The organism is Moheibacter lacus, assembly GCF_014042165.1.
Classification (GTDB): Bacteria; Bacteroidota; Bacteroidia; order Flavobacteriales; family Weeksellaceae; genus Moheibacter; species Moheibacter lacus.
The window spans coordinates 913659-932026 of sequence record NZ_JACDZE010000001.1 but is presented as its reverse complement, the minus strand read 5'-3'; the positions used below and the strand labels follow the sequence as shown (position 1 = coordinate 932026).

Sequence of the window (18368 nt, the reverse complement as noted above, 5' to 3'; positions counted from 1 at the left end):
CGGATTATTTATGTTGTACAATGATTTTTTTTGACGAACTCAACTTTCCTTTCATTAAGTTCAAAAGATAAACGCCATTTGGAAGATGAGAAGTGTTGATTTTCATTTCGCTCTCAACTTTTGACGAACTCCAAAGGATTTTTCCGGTAAGATCGGTCAAATGTATTTTAGAAATTTTTGCTGAATTGGACTGAACAATTAATTCATCATCAACCGGATTGGGAAATATTTGAACCTGATCAAAATTGGCGTCGTTGACGCTCATATCTTCCTGAACTACAGCGAAATGACATATCGCCCCCATCGTTGCTTTTGCAACTTGAAGAATGAACCCGAAATCTACATTTTCCAAAGTATCTTCTGAAGTATGCGGATAAGGTGATTCATTGTACTCATATAACCCCGTTACCACAAAACCTTCTTCCTGAAATGGCACATAATCAGAGCCATAGGCCTCACCCAGATTGGTTTCCAAATCAGAATAAAGCTCCACACAAGTCATTAGTTGATTGGTAAAGAGCGAGGATTGAGAATTGTTGCTGCTGGGAAATTCTTCGTCTTGTTCACAGGTTATCGTATCATTTATATCACCGGCGATACCCCCAACCTGATCTATGTTAAAGACCAATCTTATATCCAAGTTTTGTGGCAAAACGATGTCTTCCACGTATTGGTAACTCCCGATTAATCCCCATTCTTCAGCAGTAAAATGGATGAATTTGATGGAATATTCGGTAGGAATATCTTTTAAGATTCTCGCCATTTCTAGGATAATTGCCGTTCCACTTCCATTGTCATTGGCGCCCGGACCATTGATCGTGTCGTAATGACCGTCGATGATGATATAGGTGTCCGGATAAACGGTTCCGGTTTTGGTAACGATGAGGTTGTAGCCACTTTCTCCCCAAGCATTTACTTCATGTTGTTCGATAGAAGTGTAGCCCCAAGATTCGTAAAGATCCACCAACCAGTTAAAAGCATTGGAGGCTTCCGGTGAACCCAATTGTTTTTCCCCAAAATTGGCGAATGATGTCAGTTTGGATTCCAATTGATCGGCGCTAACTTGATTGACAAGTGTTTGATAATAAGCATTGTGTGTTTGTCCGAAAGCTGTATATGATAAAAGAATTCCGAATAATAAAAGAGTGTGTGTTAATTTCATTTTAGGTTAAAATATGTCGATAAAAGTACAATTTTTTAAAAAACAAACCCTTTAATTTGAATGAATTAAAGGGCTAAAAATCTTTATACTGAAATTTTAAACAAACTCTGCGTAAGCTTGTTTTAGGTTTTCAGCAATCGCTTGGGCAGAATGTCCCTCGATGTGGTGACGCTCCAACATATGCACCAATTCTCCGTCTTTGAAAAGCGCTACAGCAGGAGAACTTGGAGGAAAAGGCATCAAATATTCACGTACACGTTTTACCGCATCCAAATCAAATCCGGCAAAAACAGTGGTCAAGTTTTTAGGTGCTTTTTCCCCCGTAAGCGACAAAAGTACGCCTGGTCGAGCAGCTCCAGCAGCACAACCACAAACACTATTTACCATCACCAAAGTCGTTCCTTCTTTTTTCATGGCTTCGTCCACCTTTTCAGCAGTAGTCAAATCCTCAAAACCGTTAAAAGTCAATTGTTCTTTCATCGGTATTACTATTTCTTCTGGATACATTTCTTAAAAATTTAAATTTGCATCAAAATTAGGCATTCTTTCTTATTTCTTCGAATGAATTACCTTTGAATTAATTATAGGATGATAATCTGAATTGATGAAGTTTACACTAGGCGCCGATAAAAGACTGAAAAGCCAAAAAAAGATCGAAAGACTTTTCCTTTCCGGAAAAAGCACAAAAGCCTTTCCGCTCAAATCGGTTTATTATTTTGAACCAAATGAAAAACCCGGTTTCAAAATCGCCGTCAGCGTTCCCAAAAAGTTATTCAAAAAAGCCGTTCATCGAAATTTGTTGAAAAGAAGAATCAGAGAAGCGTTCCGCTTGCATCAACACCATTTGAATTTGTCTTCCAAACTCGAAGTCATGTTCATTTATACCACAAATGAAATCCATGATTTTACCAGAATTGAAAAAGCGATGCTTAATTTGATCGATGTTCTAAATTCGATTTCAAACGATAGTATTTCAGAAAAATAGCGCATAGAATCAACCCACAAACCCCAGCACCTAAACCGATGATATACGGTCGGTTTTCCTCACTCATTAGCCCCATTTCATAATCCATGGACACCAAATTGAACACAAAGGAACCCAGGATGATGAATAATGCGATATAAACAAATGTTTTCATTTTTAATTTTTTAAATCAATTCTAATCCATTGATAATTAGAAGTTTTGGACAAAAAGCGCACCGATGTTGGACACAAATAATTTAACGGCAATCGACAACAAAATGATCCCAAAAACCTTTTTAAGAACTGACATGATGCCGGGCCCTATCAACTTTTCCAAACGACCCGCATTTCGCAATACCAAATATACAATAAGCATATTGAGAATTACTCCTATGATGATGTTAATGTCACTAAATTCTGCTCTTAAACTCAATACTGTGGTCAGTGATCCTGCTCCGGCAATTAAAGGAAAGGCGATCGGAACGATAGAAGCTGCTTCTGGCGCATGGTCTCTTTGAATTTCAATGCCCAAGATCATTTCTAGAGCGATTACAAAAATGACAAAGGCTCCTGCAACCGCAAAGGATTCAACATCGATTCCGATGAAAGTCAAAATCTTCGTTCCAAAAAACAAAAAGGAAATCATGATCACACCAGCCACGATGGAAGCTTTTTCTGATTGGATTACACCAACTTTACTTCTTATGTTTGCGATAATCGGAATACTTCCCAAAATGTCAATAACGGCAAACAACACCGCAAAACAAGTTCCGATTTCTTTAATAGAAATTTTTGCAAAAAAGTCTGTCATCGTCCAAAATTTCTTGCAAAGGTAATAAGGGGAGTTTGATAAACCCCAACTCAAAAGATAATTTCATGTCAAATCGCGGTTAAATCATTTCTGAAATCCTTTCCAAACCGCTTCTGTTTCACGGAATTTTTCCATCAGACTTTTTTCTGATGTACCAAAAGCATATTTGGATTCTTTGCATTCCAGCAACAAGGATTTCCATTGGTCAGCAAGATTTCCGAAGGAAGTTTGAAGTTTCTCTGCGACGGAAGATTCTGTGAATTCAGCGAATTCCGTTCCACTAAAATGCATGCCTATTTTTGTCAAAATATCTTCTTGAAGCGATAAAAATGCGGAAGTGTCATTTTGTTGTGCCAAAGCTTTTAAGTCAGATAACATGTTGTTAATCTGTGAATTGAATTTGCTGTTCAATTGTTTTTCACTCAAAGTTTTGGTTGAGGTTTTGTCAGCCGACCGTTTTCTATTCCACCAAAAAAACAAACCAGCTACCACAACCAATCCGGCGAGCAAAGCCCAAATCCAATTGTTTTCTTTGGCAACCGTCTCCACCACTTTGTCTTTCACTTCTGTGATTTGTTGTGGGACGATGGAGCTTGGATCAAAGGTTGAAGAGTCGGTACGGACATGATCGGTCAGTTCTTCGTTTTCCTGTATCGTATCTGTTTTCGGAGGTTCCGGACCTTCGACTGAAAGCAGAAGTGATTTGGTTTTCAGCGTGATGTATTTTTCTTTGGAAGGATCAAAATAATTAAAAGCAATCGGGCCTATTTGATAATCTCCACCATACTGTGGCACCAGTACATGTTTTTCTTCCACTGCACCTTTCATTCCGGATGGACGGATTTCAAAGGCATCTTTCTTTTTGGGCGCAAAGGTTTCGATATGTTCCGGAACCGGAACTTCAGGTGTTTTTAAGGTATTTAAATTTCCGGAACCGACGATTTCCACCTCCAAATTCACGGCTTCATTTGCGTTCACTTCTTTTTTGGAAAGGGAAGCATTGAGTTTATAATTTCCCACTGCTCCACTGAAATTATCTGGTTTTCCAGGGGGTAAATTTCTTACTTTCAACCGTATGGGATCTGAAGTCAATTGCACGTTTTCAGCGCCATAATAGCCTGAAATTAAAACATTTAATGCAAATGGATCGATTTCTATTTCACCTGATTTTTGTGGAAACAAAACATAACGAGCCAGAACTTTTTGAATGAAAGTTGTGCCGTTGATCAATACTTGTTTTTCGTCTTCATCGAGTTTTTCACTGACGAACTTGGCCATCAAATTGTTGAAATCCGGTTCTTGATAATTTCGGATTCGATTTAAAATCGAATAATCCCGTGCATACATTTTCACCGTTAAAATCACTTCTTGATTTAAAAAAGGATTTTCATCTGAAACTTCTGTTGTGATAAATGCACCTTGTAAACGTTTTCCACCTTGCGTTTTGGGTTTTAAACCTTTTTTTACCGAAATCTTTATGGGATTGGTTTTGTAGCGTTTTCCGTTGATTGTACAAGTGGCGGCGCCTATGGTAAATTCGCCTTCTCGGTCAGCAACGAGCACAACTTCTACTCCGGATTGGTTAAAGGCATTTCCATTGATGAACTGGAAACTGTTGATTTGTGACTCACCCAAACGCGTCAATTCTCGGAAGTCGGGAAGTTTGGGTTGTTTATCGAAAGAAAGATTTTCTTGTCCGTAGGTCAACACAAATTGGACGACAAAGCGCTCGTTGACAGAAACTTCGGTTTTACTGGCCTGACTTTTAAATGTAATTTCCTGTCCCGATAAAAAATTCGCGGAGCAAAATAAAATCCATAAAAGAAAAATCTGTTTCAACATCACCAATCTTTTTCCGTATTTACTCTAACTTTTTGTGCTTTTTGACTGATTATTTTTTTGAGTGTTTCCTGTTCTTGTTGACGAAGCGCATCTAGGAGTCCTTCTTGTCTTTCTGTATTCATGGGTTGAGAAGAACTTTTTTCCTTCCCATCAGACCCTTTTGTGATTTGCTGGTTTTCAGGTGCTTTTCCGTCTCCATCCTCGTTTCCGTTTTCACCATCGGGTTGTTGACCGTTTTCATTTTCAGGCTTTTGGTTTTCATTGTTTTCACCTTTGTCGCCTTCGTCTTGTTTTTCAGCATTGTCTTTAGAATCTTTTTGATCTTCATTGGATCCGTCTTGATTCTCCTTTTTCTCCTGATTCTTTTCGTCTTTTTCTTCTTGCTGCTCTTCCAATTGTTTTCTGGCTAAAGCATAATTGTACCGCGTTTCATCATCATAAGGATTCAATTTTAATGCCTCTTTTAAATTGGCAACGGCTTTTTCAGGATTTTTTTCGTCCAAATAGGATTTCCCGATGTTATGGTAGGCTTTGTGTTTATCGGAATTTGTGGCATTTAAGTTTTGGATCACTCGGTCATAGTGAACCCGGGCTTCGTCCATTCTTTTCTGTTTGTAAAGCGAGTTACCGAGATTATAGTTTCCTTTGATCGAATTGCTGTCTTCACCAAGCGCAGATTTGTATTGAGCTTCTGCTTTGGTAAAATTCCCTTCCATATAATTTTGATTACCGCTGATGATATAGTCTTTCGCATCCGATTGCTGAGCAGAAAGGTTGTGAAGAATTGGCATCAAAAAAAGAAAAGTCAGTATATGTTTTATCATAGGCATCCTGTGGACAAAACTATCGTTTTTTGTTGTTAAAAAGTTTATGTTCAGTTGTTAAAGTATCTATAAAAATAAAAACCAAAGCCAAAGCGAGTAACCATTGAAAAACATGTTTTTTATCTTTGCTCATCGCCATATCCTGCACTTCTTTGTCGAGCGTCGCTAAATAACTGTGCAGTTTATTCAGGGCGTCTTGGGTTTGGTTGACCCGGATGTAAAATCCGGAAGTGGATTTGGCGAGAGATTCCATAGAACCTTCCACCAATTTGGAAATAACGGTTTCTCCGTATCTATCCATTTTAAATTCTTCAAATCCGCCAACGTTCATAGGGATTGGCCCACCATTTGGCGTTCCTATACCGATGGTGACGATGTGGATGTTGCTATCTTTTGCGGTTTGAATGGCTTTGGAAACGCTGTTTTCATTGTCTTCTCCATCAGATAAAATCACCAATAGTTTTCCGGTTGTCGGTGCGTTTTCAAACATTTCGGCGGCTTTGAGCGCAACAGAAGAAAAGTTGGTGCCTTGCTGCGAAATCAATTCAGGACTGGCGCTGCTGATGTAGGACTGAATCGCCGTATAATCATTGGTCAAAGGCGAAATCGAATACGCATCTGCCGCAAAAACAATCAATCCTACGCGATCTCCCGCCAACTTACCAACGGACTCCGAAATGATCTTTTTTGCACGGTCTAAACGGCTTGGCACAACATCTTCCGCATTCATACTATTGGACAAATCCAGCGCATAAATGATGTCGATTCCTTCTCTTTTGATTTTGATTTCTTCTTCGCCATAAAGCGGATCCATCAAGGCTAAAATTGTGAAAATCAAACCGATGAGAATGAAAAATAATTTGATTTTGCTTCGCGAATTTGCAACAGATGGAAATAATTTCGGAATCAAATCAGCGTCAGCAAATTTTTCTCTGGTTTTTTTTCGCCAATTTTGAACATAAATCGCCAGTCCAATAAAAATTGGAACCAATAAAAACCAAATGCTATTTTCCGGTAAAGCCCAACTCATTAGGTCAATTCTTTAAAAAGGGTTTTACGTAAAATGAATTCTGCAGCCAAAAAAACCAATGCCCAAGTCAAAAATTTCATGAACAATTCGGTGTAATTGTAATATTTGATTTCGTTGATTTCGGTTTTTTCCATTTGATCGATTTGGCTGTAAATCTCTTGCAAAGATTCATTGTCCGTAGCGCGGAAATATTGTCCTCCGGTTTGTCCTGCGATGTATTTGAGCAATGGTTCATCTATATCAACAGGTTGCATGGTAAAAATGAGTTCGTCATCAAAGAGATCACGACCGGTAGGGAAAGGTGCCCGACCATTGGTTCCAACACCGATTGTGTACACTTTGATGTCTTTGTTTACCGCAATTTGCGTCGCATCCTGTGGTGAAATATACAACAAATCATTTCGGTAATCAATCGACTCCACACCATCCGTAATTAAAATGATGATTTTACTCGCCGCTTTACTATCGGTCAAATGGTTGATCGCCGTTGCCAATCCTACGCCAATTGCAGTTCCATCTTCCAATTCGCCGGTTTTTAATTTCCGGATTTCTTCGATTAAAACCTTATGATCGGTGGTCAATGGTACTTTTGCAATGGCTTCTCCCGAATAAGCCACCAAACCGATTCGGTCCGTCGGTCTGTCGATAGCAAAATTCTCAGCTACTTCCTTCAAAGCTTCCAATCGGTCCGGTTTTAAATCTCTTGCGAGCATACTGAGAGAAGTATCTACCACCATGAGGATGTCAATTCCTTTGTCCGACTTTACCGTTGAGGTCATTTCCACGATTTGGGGACGGGCAAGCGCTATGATCATCAATGCAATAGCGATCAGTCTGAAAACGAACAATAATGGTTTGAATTTAGCGAGTAGACTTTCCGAATTTTCAAATGGTTTTAAGGACGAAATTATCAACGCATCATCCGGCTTTTTTCTTTTGATTCGCAAAAAGATCAACAGCGGAATCAATAGAAGCAGCAACAGCAACCATGGATTTTGAAATTCAAAATTTCCCATCACTTCAATTTTCTATATTTTTCGTTTGGCCTCAACTCTTGGATCGTTTCGTCTTCCAGTTCCATGGGTTTGATTTTTTCTATTAAATCTTCCACCCATTTTCGATAAAATTCATGTCGATTTTCGTCAGGAACAGCTTTGGCAAATTTCACCAAATCGGATTCAAATAAAAATTCTTTCAATTGATCGATTTGATTTTTGTCCAAATGCGTCGTTTTTTGAAAATGATCTACCAAATCATCAGACAATAATTCCAACGAAGAAAAATGAAAAACCTTTCCCAAATACCGTCTTAAAACAAAGGAAAGTTCCGAATAATAAGGATTGATTTGTCCTTTGGTCAGGTATTTCTTTTTGTCTAAATTTTTCAAAGCATCTTTTGCTTCTTCATATGGTGTTTTGATGGTTTTAGTACCAATTTCTTTTCGCTTTTTGTCCCGTAAAAACAAAATCGCAACGATCAACAAAGCGAGAAAGACCAAAGCACCAACTGCAAAATACATCCAATATTTGTCCCAATAGTCGCGCCAGGTATATTCTTCTTCCATGATGGTTTTGATGGGAAATCCGGCGAGATTGGCAGAGTCGATTTTGACTTCATCTACCATGATTTGGAAAGAATGCGATAGCAAAGTGTCTTCGTCTACAACAACCGGTAAAGATCGAATGAGAAAGTTACCCGGATCAAAACTCGTTAGCGTCAGATGTTGCACCAAATTTTTCTTTTCTCCTTCAAAAATCGTGTCGATTCTTTGGTTTAGAATTTCGATGTGAAAACTCAGCGTATCTTTTAATTCCGGAAGTTTGATTTCAGATTTATCGTGAATGGGAACGGTTAAAGTGTATTGAATCGGTTCGCCTATTTTGATATGAGCCGTGTCGATTCGGGTGTCGATTTGACCGAAGGAGAAATTAGACATAAGACATAAAACAAAAGATAAGAAAAAAAACTTCCATCTTCCATCTTCTATCTTCCAACCTATAAGATCCATCCATTTCCTCATTTCACCGCATGTTTTTTAAAATAATTCAATAAAGGTTTGATGAAATCTTCATCTGCTCGGATGCTCATGTTTCCGGCACCTGCGGCATTGAATTCTTGGGTAAATTCATACGCCATTTGCGCATAATAATCTTTGTATTTTTTGCGAATTTGATAGGATGAAGTATTGATAAACTTTCTTTCACCGGTCTCGGCGTCTACCATCCTCACCATGCCCAAATCAGGAATTTCGGTTTCTTTTTCATCATAAATTCTGATTCCTGTTACATCGTGTTTTTTGGCTGCGATTTTTAGATTTTTTAAATAATTGCTTTCGTCCATAAAATCGGAAAGGATAAAAACATTGGCCTTTCTTTTAAAAGCATCCATCAAAAATCGTAGGGCATCGGAAAGATTATTTTTCGAATTTTTAGGTTCATAATTGACCAATTCCCGGATGATTCGCAAGACGTGTTTTTTTCCTTTTTTGGGCGGAATGAACAATTCGATTTCTTCTGAAAATAAAACTAAACCGACTTTATCATTGTATGTAATCGCCGAAATGGCAAGCGTAGCACAGATTTCCGCAATCGTATCGGATTTAAATTGTTTCTTGGTTCCGAAATTTTCCGATGCACTTACATCCACCATCAAAACCATCGTCAATTCCCGTTCTTCTTCAAAAATCTTTACATAAGGTTCGTTGAAATGTGCGGTTTTGTTCCAATCGATATTTCGGACATCATCGCCGTATTGATACGGACGAATTTCAGAAAAAATCATCCCACGACCTTTGAACGAGCTATGGTATTCGCCCATAAAAAGATTATTGGCTTTTCGGCGGCTTTTCAGCTCAATCCGTTTGACTTTTTTGATGATTTCTTTGGTGTCCAAAATTTAGTTTAAAGTTTAAGGTTCAAAGTTTAAAAGTTTTTAAAATATAACTTCGACCTTCTAGTTTTTTATTAAGGAATCGGAATAGCATTGAGGATTTCGTCGATGATAAAATCAGCATTGATATTTTCAGCTTCGGCTTCGTAACTCAAACCAATTCTGTGACGCAAAACGTCTTTGCTCATTGCGCGAACATCTTCCGGAATCACATAAGCACGTCTTCTCAAAAACGCAAAAACACGTGCGGATAAAGCCAAATTAATTGAACCGCGCGGAGAAGCACCGAATGAAATCAGCGGAGATAATCTTGACAAACCAAAATCAGACGGTTTTCTCGTAGCGGAAATGATATCGAGAATATAACGTTCGATTTTCTCGTCCATATAAACTTTTTTCACCATTTCTCTGGCGCGAAGAATTTCTTGTAAATCAATTACTTTTTCAACCTTAGGAAATGATTCGTCAATGCTGTTTCGTAAAACCAATCTTTCTGCCTCACGATTCGGATAAGTAATTACAGTTTTCAACATAAATCGGTCGACTTGTGCTTCCGGTAAAGGATAAGTTCCTTCCTGTTCTACCGGATTTTGTGTCGCCAAAACCAAAAACGGATTTTCCAATTTATAAGTTTCATCGCCGATTGTAACTTGTTTTTCCTGCATCGCTTCTAACAAAGCAGATTGAACTTTTGCCGGCGATCGGTTGATTTCGTCCGCTAGAACGAAATTGGTGAAAATCGGTCCTTTTTTGATTTTGAAATCGTTTTCTTTGATGTTGTAAATCAAGGTTCCGACGACATCGGCGGGAAGCAAATCCGGTGTAAACTGAATTCTCGAAAAACTTCCGTTTACCGCTTCTGATAAGGTTTTAATTGCCAAAGTCTTCGCCAAACCGGGAACGCCTTCTAATAAAACATGACCGTTTGCCAAAAGCCCGATTAACAGACTTTCGACCATTTTTTCTTGGCCAATTACTTTTTTGTTGATTTCGTTTGAAAGCCGATAAATCACCTGACTTTCTCTTTCTATTTCTTCACTGACTTGCTTGATGTCAATTGAGGTCAGATCGTTCTGCATCTTGTTAAATTTAAGCACGCTAAGTTGCACATTTTGTCGATTGGTTTGCGCTAATTTATTGGTAGAATTATGTTAAATTTTGTTAAGGCAAATCAGACCTAAAACTTTAAAAAAACCCGAAGAAGTCCTTCGGGTTTTGAATTGAATATTTTTCAATTTAATTCATAATCGCTTTTAGTTTTTGTTCCAATTGTGCTTTTGGAACCACACCTACAACTTTGTCCACGACTTGTCCGTCTTTAAAAAATAAAATGGTAGGGATGTTACGGATGCCATATTCTGCTGCGATTTGTTGATTATTATCTACATCAACTTTTGCAACTACAGCTTGACCGTCAAATTCTTTTGCCAATTCTTCAACTGTTGGAGCGACCATACGACATGGACCACACCAAGTTGCCCAAAAGTCAACCATTGCCGGCTTTCCGGCTTCCAATACGTCTTTTGCAAACGATGTATCTGTTACTTCAAGTGCCATTTTCAGTTATTTATTTAGATTAAACATTCAAAAGTAAATTAAATTTATTTAACCGAATCGTTAAATTCATAGGAATTATCAATCCATCTATAAATTTCAAAATCAATTCAATTGAAAAACCAAATTGGGCAATTCCCTTAATTCGGTCAACAATTCTTTGCTGATTTCTACCTTGGTTTTGGTCGCCGGAAGTTTGAGTTGGGTTTTGTTTTCCAAATCATTCATCACAAACAAAACCGACTTTTCTCCTTTGTGTTTCTCAAATATTTTGACCAATTCCTCATAAATTTCCTTGGTCAAATCAGCCACATTGACCGTAATGACGACTTTTTTTGCAATTCCTTCCAGTATTTCACTCAGCAACTGCATTTTATTGATGTTGACATAAATTCTTCTTCCGGTAACCTTCCCGTCCTTATCTTTAAAAACCCGTTCCGTCACAGAAATTTTAGCACCCAACATCATATTGGGCTGTAAAAAATGTTTGAATTTTAAATAATCTTCCCCAAACAACATGAATTCATAACTATCATCAAAATCTTCCAACGTAAAAACACCAAATTCTCTTCCGTCCTTATTGGATGTTTTATGTTGGGCATCGGTGATGATTCCGGCGACAGAAAGTTCACGGCCGATGAGTTTTTCCTGGTTTTCTTTGAGTTGTTTGAGCGAAGTATTTTGGTAAAAATTGAATTCGTCCAAATAATCATTCAAAGGATGAGACGAAATATAAATCCCTACGACTTCTTTTTCCCGATTCAACTTTTGGATCGAATTCCAAGGCTGACACGTCGGTAAATGCGGCTTTATGATTTCAATTTCTTCTGCCAAATCTCCAAATAATGAAGCTTGAGCACTGTTTTTTGAATCTTGAAAAGAAGCGCCATATCGTATCAATTTCTCTAAATTACTCGAACCGTCTTCGTCATAAAAAAACTGCGCTCGGTGTATTTCGAACTCATCAAAAGCGCCTGCCAAAGCTAGATTTTCGATCGTTTTTTTATTGGCCTGACGCAGATCCACCCTTTGTACAAAGTCAAAAATCGTTGCAAATTTCCCATTTTCCTCACGTTCTCCTAAAATGGACTCTACCGCAGCACCTCCAACACCTTTTATAGCTCCCATCCCAAACCGAATCGCGCCTTCATCGTTTACCGAGAATGCAAAAGAACTTTCGTTGACATCGGGTCCTAAAACCGGAATTCCCAGCGATTTACATTCTTCCATAAAAAAGGTGACCGATTTGATGTTGCTCATGTTGTTACTCAAAACCGCCGCCATAAATTCAGCCGGATAATGCGCTTTTAAATAACCGGTATGGTAGCCGATCAGCGCATAACAAGTCGAATGCGATTTGTTAAAAGCATATTCGGCAAAGGCTTCCCAGTCGTTCCAAACTTTTTCCAAAACCTTTTTCGGATGGTTATTGGCCTCTCCACCTTCGAGAAATTTGGGTTTCATTTTATCCAAAACATCGCGCTGCTTTTTACCCATCGCTTTTCTTAGAACGTCGGCTTCACCTTTGGTAAAATTGGCCAGTTTTTGAGACAACAACATCACTTGCTCCTGATATACCGTAATTCCATAAGTTTCAGCAAGATGCTCCTCCATTTCCGGTAGATCATAGACGATTTCTTCGATTCCGTGTTTACGGTTGATGAAATTGGGGATATACTGAAGCGGCCCCGGTCGGTACAGAGCATTCATCGCAATTAAATCATCAAATTTATCGGGCTTCAAAGCTTTCATGTGCTTTTGCATCCCGGGAGATTCATATTGGAAAATGGCTATTGTTTCGGCACGTTGGAAAAGTTCGTAGGTTTTTTTATCGTCCAGTGGAATTTCGTCCGGATTGATTTTCACGCCATGGTTTTTTTCAATCAAATCGATGGCATCGTTGATGATGGTCAAAGTTCGAAGTCCTAAAAAGTCCATTTTCAACAATCCGGCAGATTCTACTACGGAATTATCAAATTGGGTAACCAAAAGTTCAGCATCTTTGGCAACAGCCACAGGAACGAGTTCCCTGATGTCTTTCGGGGTGATGATGACACCACAAGCATGAATTCCGGTATTACGAAGCGAACCTTCGATAACCGTTGCTTGTTGAAGTGTTTTGGCTTCCAGCGTATCTTGTTCTCTGATTTTTTTCAATTCCATGGAATCGTTAAATTCATCACTTCCAAAAGCAGATTTCAATGCTTTTTCATCCATGTTGAACAATTTGTTCAATTTCAAATGGGTCTTTTTTGCAATCCTATCCGTATCGGGAAGCGGTAAATCCAAAACCCGTCCGGTATCGCGGATCGCCGATTTTCCGGCCATCGTTCCATAAGTAATGATTTGGGCTACCTGACTTTTTCCGTATTTGTCCACCACCCATTGTATAATTTTATCGCGTCCACGGTCATCGAAATCGATATCGATATCGGGAAGTGAAACCCTGTCCGGATTTAAGAAACGCTCAAAAAGGAGATTGTACGCAATCGGATCTACGTTGGTGATTCCGATGCAATAGGCTACCGCAGAACCAGCAGCAGAACCCCGTCCGGGCCCAACTGAAACGCCCATTTTTCTAGCTTGTGAAGTAAAATCCTGCACGATTAAAAAATAGCCCGGATAGCCTGTTCTTTCTATGGTATCCAACTCAAAGTCCAGTCGTTCCTTGATGTCTGGAGTAATTTCTCTATATCGTTTTTCTGCACCGACGTAGGTGATATGTCTCAGATAGGCCATTTCGCCGCGAGTCCCGTTGTCAGCCTCGTCTGCTGCATCTTTAAACTCTTCAGGAATCGCAAATTTGGGCAATAAAACATCGCTCGCCAATTCATAAGGTTCGATTTTGTCCAATAATTCAGATAAATTATCGATCGATTCCGGAATATCGTGAAAAAGAGAGCGCATTTGATCTTGGGATTTGAAATAGAATTCATCATTTGGAAAACCAAATCGGGTTCCTCTTCCACGCCCTATCGGTGTGTTTTTCTTTTCACCATCACGTACACAGAGCAAGATGTCATGCGCTTCTGCATCTGCTTGACCGATATAAAATGTGTTGTTTTGGGCCAGAACTTTGACGTTGTATTTTTCTGCAAATTTGATTAAAACCTGATTGACATGTTCTTCTTCCGGCAATCCGTGGCGAATGATTTCGACATAAAAATCCTCCCCAAATAAATTATGCCAATACACAAAAGCTTCTTCCGCTTGGTTTTCACCAACATTTAGAATCAAATTGGGAACCTCTCCGGTCAAACTTCCGGTGGTGGCGATGAGGTTTTCTTTATATTCTTCAATTACATTTTTTCCAACGCGCGGAAATCCGGCGTAATAACCATCGATAAACCCTGTAGAAGAAATTTTGGAAAGGTTTTTAAAACCTGCTTTGTTTTTTGCAATCAATAATTGCGTAAATCTTCGATCGGGATTGTCTTTTGTAAATTTATTTTGGGTATAATTTTCCGAAACATATACTTCACAACCGATGATGGGTTTGATCGGATTTTCTAAACTGGAATTGGCCCGTTTAACGGCACTCACAAATTTAAATGCACCCATCAAATTTCCCATATCGGTTATGCCGACTGCCGGCATTTTTTCTTCAATCGCTTTCTGAACCAAAGCATCAACAGATGTGGTTGCGGTCAGAATAGAAAAAGAAGTATGGTTATGAAAATGAAAGAACGGCGCATCTGTAGTCGATTTTGCTGTTTTATTTAACGCTAAATTTTGACCATCATTTGTGTTTTGGTGGCTTTTGACTTGGTCTTCTATAACGATGTCAAAAGGCTGAAAAGGTCCGGAGTTAATTTCTTTAAATGCTTCGAATTCTTCTTCTGATAAAAGAACTTGTTCTTTTTTAAAAACACCAATTCGAAGCAATTCCATGAATGACCTTGCTGTCGCATTTACGTCAGCTGCGGCATTATGCGCTTCGTCAAATTTTTCTTTGAAAAGCACTTCGTGTAATTCTTCTAATTTGGGAGATTTAAATCTGCCGCCTCGGCCTCCGGGAAGTGCACAAAATTCTGTTGATAATTCCATTGTATCGACAATCGGCAAATCAATTTCATGGTAATCCAATTCAGACCGCACAAACTCTGCACCGACGATTCCTTGGTCAAAACTTAAGTTGTGACCACCCAGCACTTCTGATTGTTGCAATGCTTTTCGGAATTCATCTAAAACCGTTTGAAGGGGAATCCCTTCTTTGATCGCTTTTTCGGTTGTGATACCATGGATTTGCGCTGCATTAAAAGGAATATCGTATCCGTCCGGTCGAACGATATAGTTTTTATTCTCAATTAATTTTCCGGTTTTATCGTGCAATTGCCAAGCGATTTGAACCATGCGCGGCCAGTTGTCCGTATCGGTTACAGGAGCATTAAAATCTTTTGGTAAACCGGTGGTTTCGGTATCGTAAATTAGAAACATGTACAGCTAAAAAAGTTGAAATTGAATGTATAAAGTTAGGAAAAATGAAGGAATTGAGTGTGCTTAAGTTTTGAACAAAATTGAAAAATGAAATGGAAGGTTCCTAAGTAATTGAGACTTCTGTTTTTAGAAATTATTTATATTTACCGCCAAAATTAGTCTTATCAAAAATAAATACGTCATCATAACCGGAGCGGCTTCTGGCTTGGGAAAAGAATTTGCAAAAATATATGCAAAGGATGGTTATGCTTTAATTTTGGCCGACATCAATTCGGAAATGCTCGATGCTACCGCAAATGAGATCCGATCTAATTATGCTGTAGATGTAAAAGTGCTGGTAAGGGACGTTTCTCAGGTTTCTTTTGCTCAAGAAGTTTATGATTTTACGGTTGAAAATGATTTGACTGTTTTTGGATTGGTGAACAATGCGGGTTTTGGTGTATTTGGAAATTTTTCAGAAACCAATTTGAATTCGGAATTGACCATGGCGGGATTACATGTAACGACACCGATGGCGTTGACAAAATTATTCCTAAAAGGCATGTTGGAAAGAAATGAAGGGGAAATTCTGAATATTTCCTCTTTGGCCGGATTTCAACCGGGTCCTTTGATGTCGATTTATTATTCGACCAAAGCATTTTTAATTTCGTTTACAGAAGCCATTGCTCGGGAAAATAAAGGTTCAAATGTTAGGATAAGTGTGCTTTGTCCCGGCGTTGTCAATACCAATTTCCGAAAGAATGTGGCGGCAGATAAGGAAGCGAAAATCAATTCGATGAACAGCGAACCGGGAGAAGTTGCGGCCTATGGAATTCGCGCAATGCGTAAGGGAAAAGTGGTTTGTTTGCCATCTTTGAGTTGTCAATTTTTATCGATTTTACCAAGACTCATTCCCAGAAATACTGCAAGAAATTTGATTTATAAAATTCAATTGAAAAATAGGGGATAGGAAGAGAAATAAAATCAATTAATCTGCACCCAAATCAAAACTCTCTTTTAAACGCACTAATTCTGAACGAATTGACTCCATTCTGGCAATTAGCTCAACGTCTTCTTTGATCGATTGATTTTCTTCCAGAGCCGTTTTTGCACCATCAAGTGTATAACCGCGTTCTTTTACTAAATGGTAAATTAACTTCAGGTTTTTGATGTCTTGTTGGGTAAAATAACGATTGCCTTTTTTATTCTTTTTGGGAGAAATCACTTCAAACTCTTTTTCCCAAAAACGAATCAGAGAAGCGTTTACACCAAAAGCTTTGGAAACTTCCCCAATGCTGTAATAGATTTTATCTGGTAATTCGACGTGCATTTAGTCCAAAGATACAGACATTTGCTGAGACTTATCGAGCAAAACGTTAAATTCATCCGGACTTACATCTTGATAAAAATAAGAAACCGGATCGATCGGTTGACCATCTTTATGAATTTCATAGTGCAAATGTGGCCCTGTAGAAAGCCCTGTGTTTCCCACATAGCCGATGATATCACCTCTTTTTACGTTTTGACCGGATCTCGTTTTAATTTTGCTCATGTGCGCATAAAGCGTTTCATAGCCATAACCGTGTTTGATTTTCACGACATTTCCATAGCCACCCTCTCTTCCTGCTAAGGTAACTTTTCCGTCTCCTGTTGCATAAATTGGTGTTCCTATATGGGCGGCAAAATCTGTTCCGGCGTGCATTTTGCTGATTTTTAAAATCGGATGCATGCGCATTCCATATCCTGAAGCCAGACGCGTCAGGTCTTTATTGGCAACCGGTTGAATCGCCGGCAAATGACGCAACATTTTGTCTTTTTCTTTTGCGCTGATGACGATTTCATCCAGAGATTTGGACTGTATCACCATCTGTTTATTGAGTATATCAATGTTCTTTGCTACATCAGAAACCAAATCGCCATATTTCCAATCCGTGAATTTCGAATAACGATTCACACCACCAAATCCTGCTTTTCTGACATCTTCAGATATAGGATCCAATTCGAAATAACTGCGGTAAATATTATTGTCTCGGTTCTCGATTTGACCCAAAACTTCTTGTGATTGTTTGACTTTTTTATTTAACAATTCATACTGAATTTTCATTTCTTTCAATTCTGCTGCCAGTGAATTCTCTTCTGGCGAATTGACTTTATTGCTGAAAATGAAACCGGAAATGATGCCAAAAAAAGCAGTCACGATTAGAAATGCCGCTAGATTACGAAAATTTCTAATTCTTTGGTTTTTAATAGGTTTGAAGGATGTGGTTTTTGCGTTGTACTTGAATTTTTTAATCCCCATTCTTTGTTGTGTGTTTTGTTCCTCTTGTGTCCGACAAAATAACGGGAAAAAACAACAGATTGTTGTTAAGGAAATTGTAAATATTACTTAATGAAATGAATGTCAAATAGATGCGTTTTTTAATTTTTAAAATCCTCTATTTCGTTCTTTAAGTTGAGAATCTCAGGTCTCATAGATCGGAATTTTGGATTTATTTATTTTCTGGATAAGAACAGGGTTTTTTAATGATTTTTCTGTAACCAAATAATTTCTCGACCGAAGAGTTGTTGTAGTTCAGACATAAAATCAAAATAATTATCCGCATAATTCATTAAATCTAATTCAGAAGAAAAATTGACCAAAAAATCAAAATCACTTTCTTTTTTGAATTTATTTCTTGCCGCCGAGCCGAACAAAAAAAGATTGTCTACATGATATGTTTTACACAAATCACGCAACGGAATCAAATTCTTCTCTATCATGGAAATCATAAAACAACTATAAAAAACTTTACAATAAGGAATATACAAACAATTGGATCAGAATTTCTCAACATCTGTTTCAATAACTCAATCAAATTCACGAATTTTGCAACTCA

Annotated in this window: 17 protein-coding genes; 2 read left to right on the top strand and 15 right to left on the bottom strand. The window is 38.3% G+C overall.

What is annotated here, in order from left to right; all coding sequences use genetic code 11:
- Nucleotides 1–4: 4 nt before the first annotated feature.
- Entirely contained in the window at nt 5–1162 is a 1158-nt protein-coding gene (locus HU137_RS04395) for a M20/M25/M40 family metallo-hydrolase (RefSeq protein ID WP_182042578.1), read from the bottom strand.
- A 96-nt stretch (nt 1163–1258) separates the two neighbouring features.
- The gene (locus HU137_RS04390) at nt 1259–1669 is read right to left on the bottom strand and encodes a BrxA/BrxB family bacilliredoxin (protein ID WP_182042577.1); all 411 of its coding nucleotides are present in this window, start codon (nt 1667–1669) and stop codon (nt 1259–1261) included.
- A 97-nt stretch (nt 1670–1766) separates the two neighbouring features.
- Here HU137_RS04390 and rnpA point away from each other — a divergent pair, with 97 nt between their 5' ends.
- Nucleotides 1767–2147 (top strand): ribonuclease P protein component, encoded by a 381-nt coding sequence (rnpA, locus tag HU137_RS04385; protein ID WP_182042576.1) that lies wholly within the window; start codon nt 1767–1769, stop codon nt 2145–2147.
- A gap of 190 nt (nt 2148–2337) precedes the next feature.
- Here the strand turns inward: rnpA and HU137_RS04380 are convergent, their stop codons facing one another.
- The 10 genes from HU137_RS04380 to dnaE form a co-directional block, all read right to left on the bottom strand.
- Entirely contained in the window at nt 2338–2937 is a 600-nt protein-coding gene (locus tag HU137_RS04380) for a MarC family protein (RefSeq protein ID WP_182042575.1), read from the bottom strand.
- An 84-nt stretch (nt 2938–3021) separates the two neighbouring features.
- Nucleotides 3022–4779, bottom strand: coding sequence for a BatD family protein (locus HU137_RS04375; RefSeq protein ID WP_182042574.1), 1758 nt, complete (start codon nt 4777–4779; stop codon nt 3022–3024).
- Entirely contained in the window at nt 4779–5570 is a 792-nt protein-coding gene (locus HU137_RS04370; protein ID WP_182042573.1) for a tetratricopeptide repeat protein, read from the bottom strand. Before HU137_RS04370 ends, HU137_RS04375 begins: the two co-directional genes overlap by 1 nt.
- Before the next feature lie 52 nt (nt 5571–5622).
- On the bottom strand, nt 5623–6633 hold the full coding sequence (locus tag HU137_RS04365; protein WP_182042572.1) for a vWA domain-containing protein: 1011 nt from the start codon (nt 6631–6633) through the stop codon (nt 5623–5625).
- A complete protein-coding gene (locus tag HU137_RS04360; RefSeq protein WP_182042571.1) occupies nt 6633–7649 on the bottom strand; it encodes a vWA domain-containing protein in 1017 nt (338 codons plus the stop codon). Before HU137_RS04360 ends, HU137_RS04365 begins: the two co-directional genes overlap by 1 nt.
- The gene (locus HU137_RS04355) at nt 7649–8653 is read right to left on the bottom strand and encodes a hypothetical protein (RefSeq protein WP_182042570.1); all 1005 of its coding nucleotides are present in this window, start codon (nt 8651–8653) and stop codon (nt 7649–7651) included. Before HU137_RS04355 ends, HU137_RS04360 begins: the two co-directional genes overlap by 1 nt.
- Nucleotides 8650–9525 (bottom strand): DUF58 domain-containing protein, encoded by an 876-nt coding sequence (locus HU137_RS04350; RefSeq protein WP_182042569.1) that lies wholly within the window; start codon nt 9523–9525, stop codon nt 8650–8652. Before HU137_RS04350 ends, HU137_RS04355 begins: the two co-directional genes overlap by 4 nt.
- A 71-nt stretch (nt 9526–9596) precedes the next feature.
- Complete coding sequence (locus tag HU137_RS04345) at nt 9597–10601, bottom strand: AAA family ATPase (protein WP_182042568.1); 1005 nt, start codon at nt 10599–10601, stop codon at nt 9597–9599.
- 157 nt (nt 10602–10758) lie between these two features.
- Nucleotides 10759–11079, bottom strand: a complete 321-nt coding sequence (trxA, locus tag HU137_RS04340) for a thioredoxin (protein ID WP_182042567.1) — start codon at nt 11077–11079, stop codon at nt 10759–10761.
- A 102-nt stretch (nt 11080–11181) separates the two neighbouring features.
- Nucleotides 11182–15513, bottom strand: a complete 4332-nt coding sequence (dnaE, locus tag HU137_RS04335; protein WP_182042566.1) for a DNA polymerase III subunit alpha — start codon at nt 15511–15513, stop codon at nt 11182–11184.
- A gap of 139 nt (nt 15514–15652) precedes the next feature.
- Here dnaE and HU137_RS04330 point away from each other — a divergent pair, with 139 nt between their 5' ends.
- The gene (locus tag HU137_RS04330) at nt 15653–16462 is read left to right on the top strand and encodes an SDR family NAD(P)-dependent oxidoreductase (protein WP_317169912.1); all 810 of its coding nucleotides are present in this window, start codon (nt 15653–15655) and stop codon (nt 16460–16462) included.
- Nucleotides 16463–16480: 18 nt separating this feature from the next.
- On the opposite strand, the gene HU137_RS04325 is transcribed toward HU137_RS04330, so the two are convergent.
- From HU137_RS04325 to HU137_RS04315, 3 genes are all read right to left on the bottom strand, one after another.
- Nucleotides 16481–16822, bottom strand: a complete 342-nt coding sequence (locus tag HU137_RS04325) for a MerR family transcriptional regulator (RefSeq protein WP_182042565.1) — start codon at nt 16820–16822, stop codon at nt 16481–16483.
- Nucleotides 16823–17791 carry a M23 family metallopeptidase gene (locus HU137_RS04320; RefSeq protein ID WP_182042564.1) on the bottom strand — a complete coding sequence of 323 codons (969 nt, stop codon included), beginning with the start codon at nt 17789–17791 and terminating at the stop codon, nt 16823–16825.
- 221 nt (nt 17792–18012) lie between these two features.
- Nucleotides 18013–18252 carry a nucleotidyltransferase family protein gene (locus tag HU137_RS04315; protein ID WP_246361478.1) on the bottom strand — a complete coding sequence of 80 codons (240 nt, stop codon included), beginning with the start codon at nt 18250–18252 and terminating at the stop codon, nt 18013–18015.
- Nucleotides 18253–18368 lie beyond the last annotated feature (116 nt).

Coding starts and splice junctions, on each gene's coding strand:
- HU137_RS04395 (WP_182042578.1), bottom strand. CDS start 1,162: ATGAAATTAACACACACTCTTTTATTATTCGGAATTCTTTTATCATAT.
- HU137_RS04390 (WP_182042577.1), bottom strand. CDS start 1,669: ATGTATCCAGAAGAAATAGTAATACCGATGAAAGAACAATTGACTTTT.
- rnpA (WP_182042576.1), top strand. CDS start 1,767: ATGAAGTTTACACTAGGCGCCGATAAAAGACTGAAAAGCCAAAAAAAG.
- HU137_RS04380 (WP_182042575.1), bottom strand. CDS start 2,937: ATGACAGACTTTTTTGCAAAAATTTCTATTAAAGAAATCGGAACTTGT.
- HU137_RS04375 (WP_182042574.1), bottom strand. CDS start 4,779: ATGTTGAAACAGATTTTTCTTTTATGGATTTTATTTTGCTCCGCGAAT.
- HU137_RS04370 (WP_182042573.1), bottom strand. CDS start 5,570: ATGCCAATTCTTCACAACCTTTCTGCTCAGCAATCGGATGCGAAAGAC.
- HU137_RS04365 (WP_182042572.1), bottom strand. CDS start 6,633: ATGAGTTGGGCTTTACCGGAAAATAGCATTTGGTTTTTATTGGTTCCA.
- HU137_RS04360 (WP_182042571.1), bottom strand. CDS start 7,649: ATGGGAAATTTTGAATTTCAAAATCCATGGTTGCTGTTGCTGCTTCTA.
- HU137_RS04355 (WP_182042570.1), bottom strand. CDS start 8,653: ATGAGGAAATGGATGGATCTTATAGGTTGGAAGATAGAAGATGGAAGA.
- HU137_RS04345 (WP_182042568.1), bottom strand. CDS start 10,601: ATGCAGAACGATCTGACCTCAATTGACATCAAGCAAGTCAGTGAAGAA.
- trxA (WP_182042567.1), bottom strand. CDS start 11,079: ATGGCACTTGAAGTAACAGATACATCGTTTGCAAAAGACGTATTGGAA.
- dnaE (WP_182042566.1), bottom strand. CDS start 15,513: ATGTTTCTAATTTACGATACCGAAACCACCGGTTTACCAAAAGATTTT.
- HU137_RS04325 (WP_182042565.1), bottom strand. CDS start 16,822: ATGCACGTCGAATTACCAGATAAAATCTATTACAGCATTGGGGAAGTT.
- HU137_RS04320 (WP_182042564.1), bottom strand. CDS start 17,791: ATGGGGATTAAAAAATTCAAGTACAACGCAAAAACCACATCCTTCAAA.
- HU137_RS04315 (WP_246361478.1), bottom strand. CDS start 18,252: ATGATAGAGAAGAATTTGATTCCGTTGCGTGATTTGTGTAAAACATAT.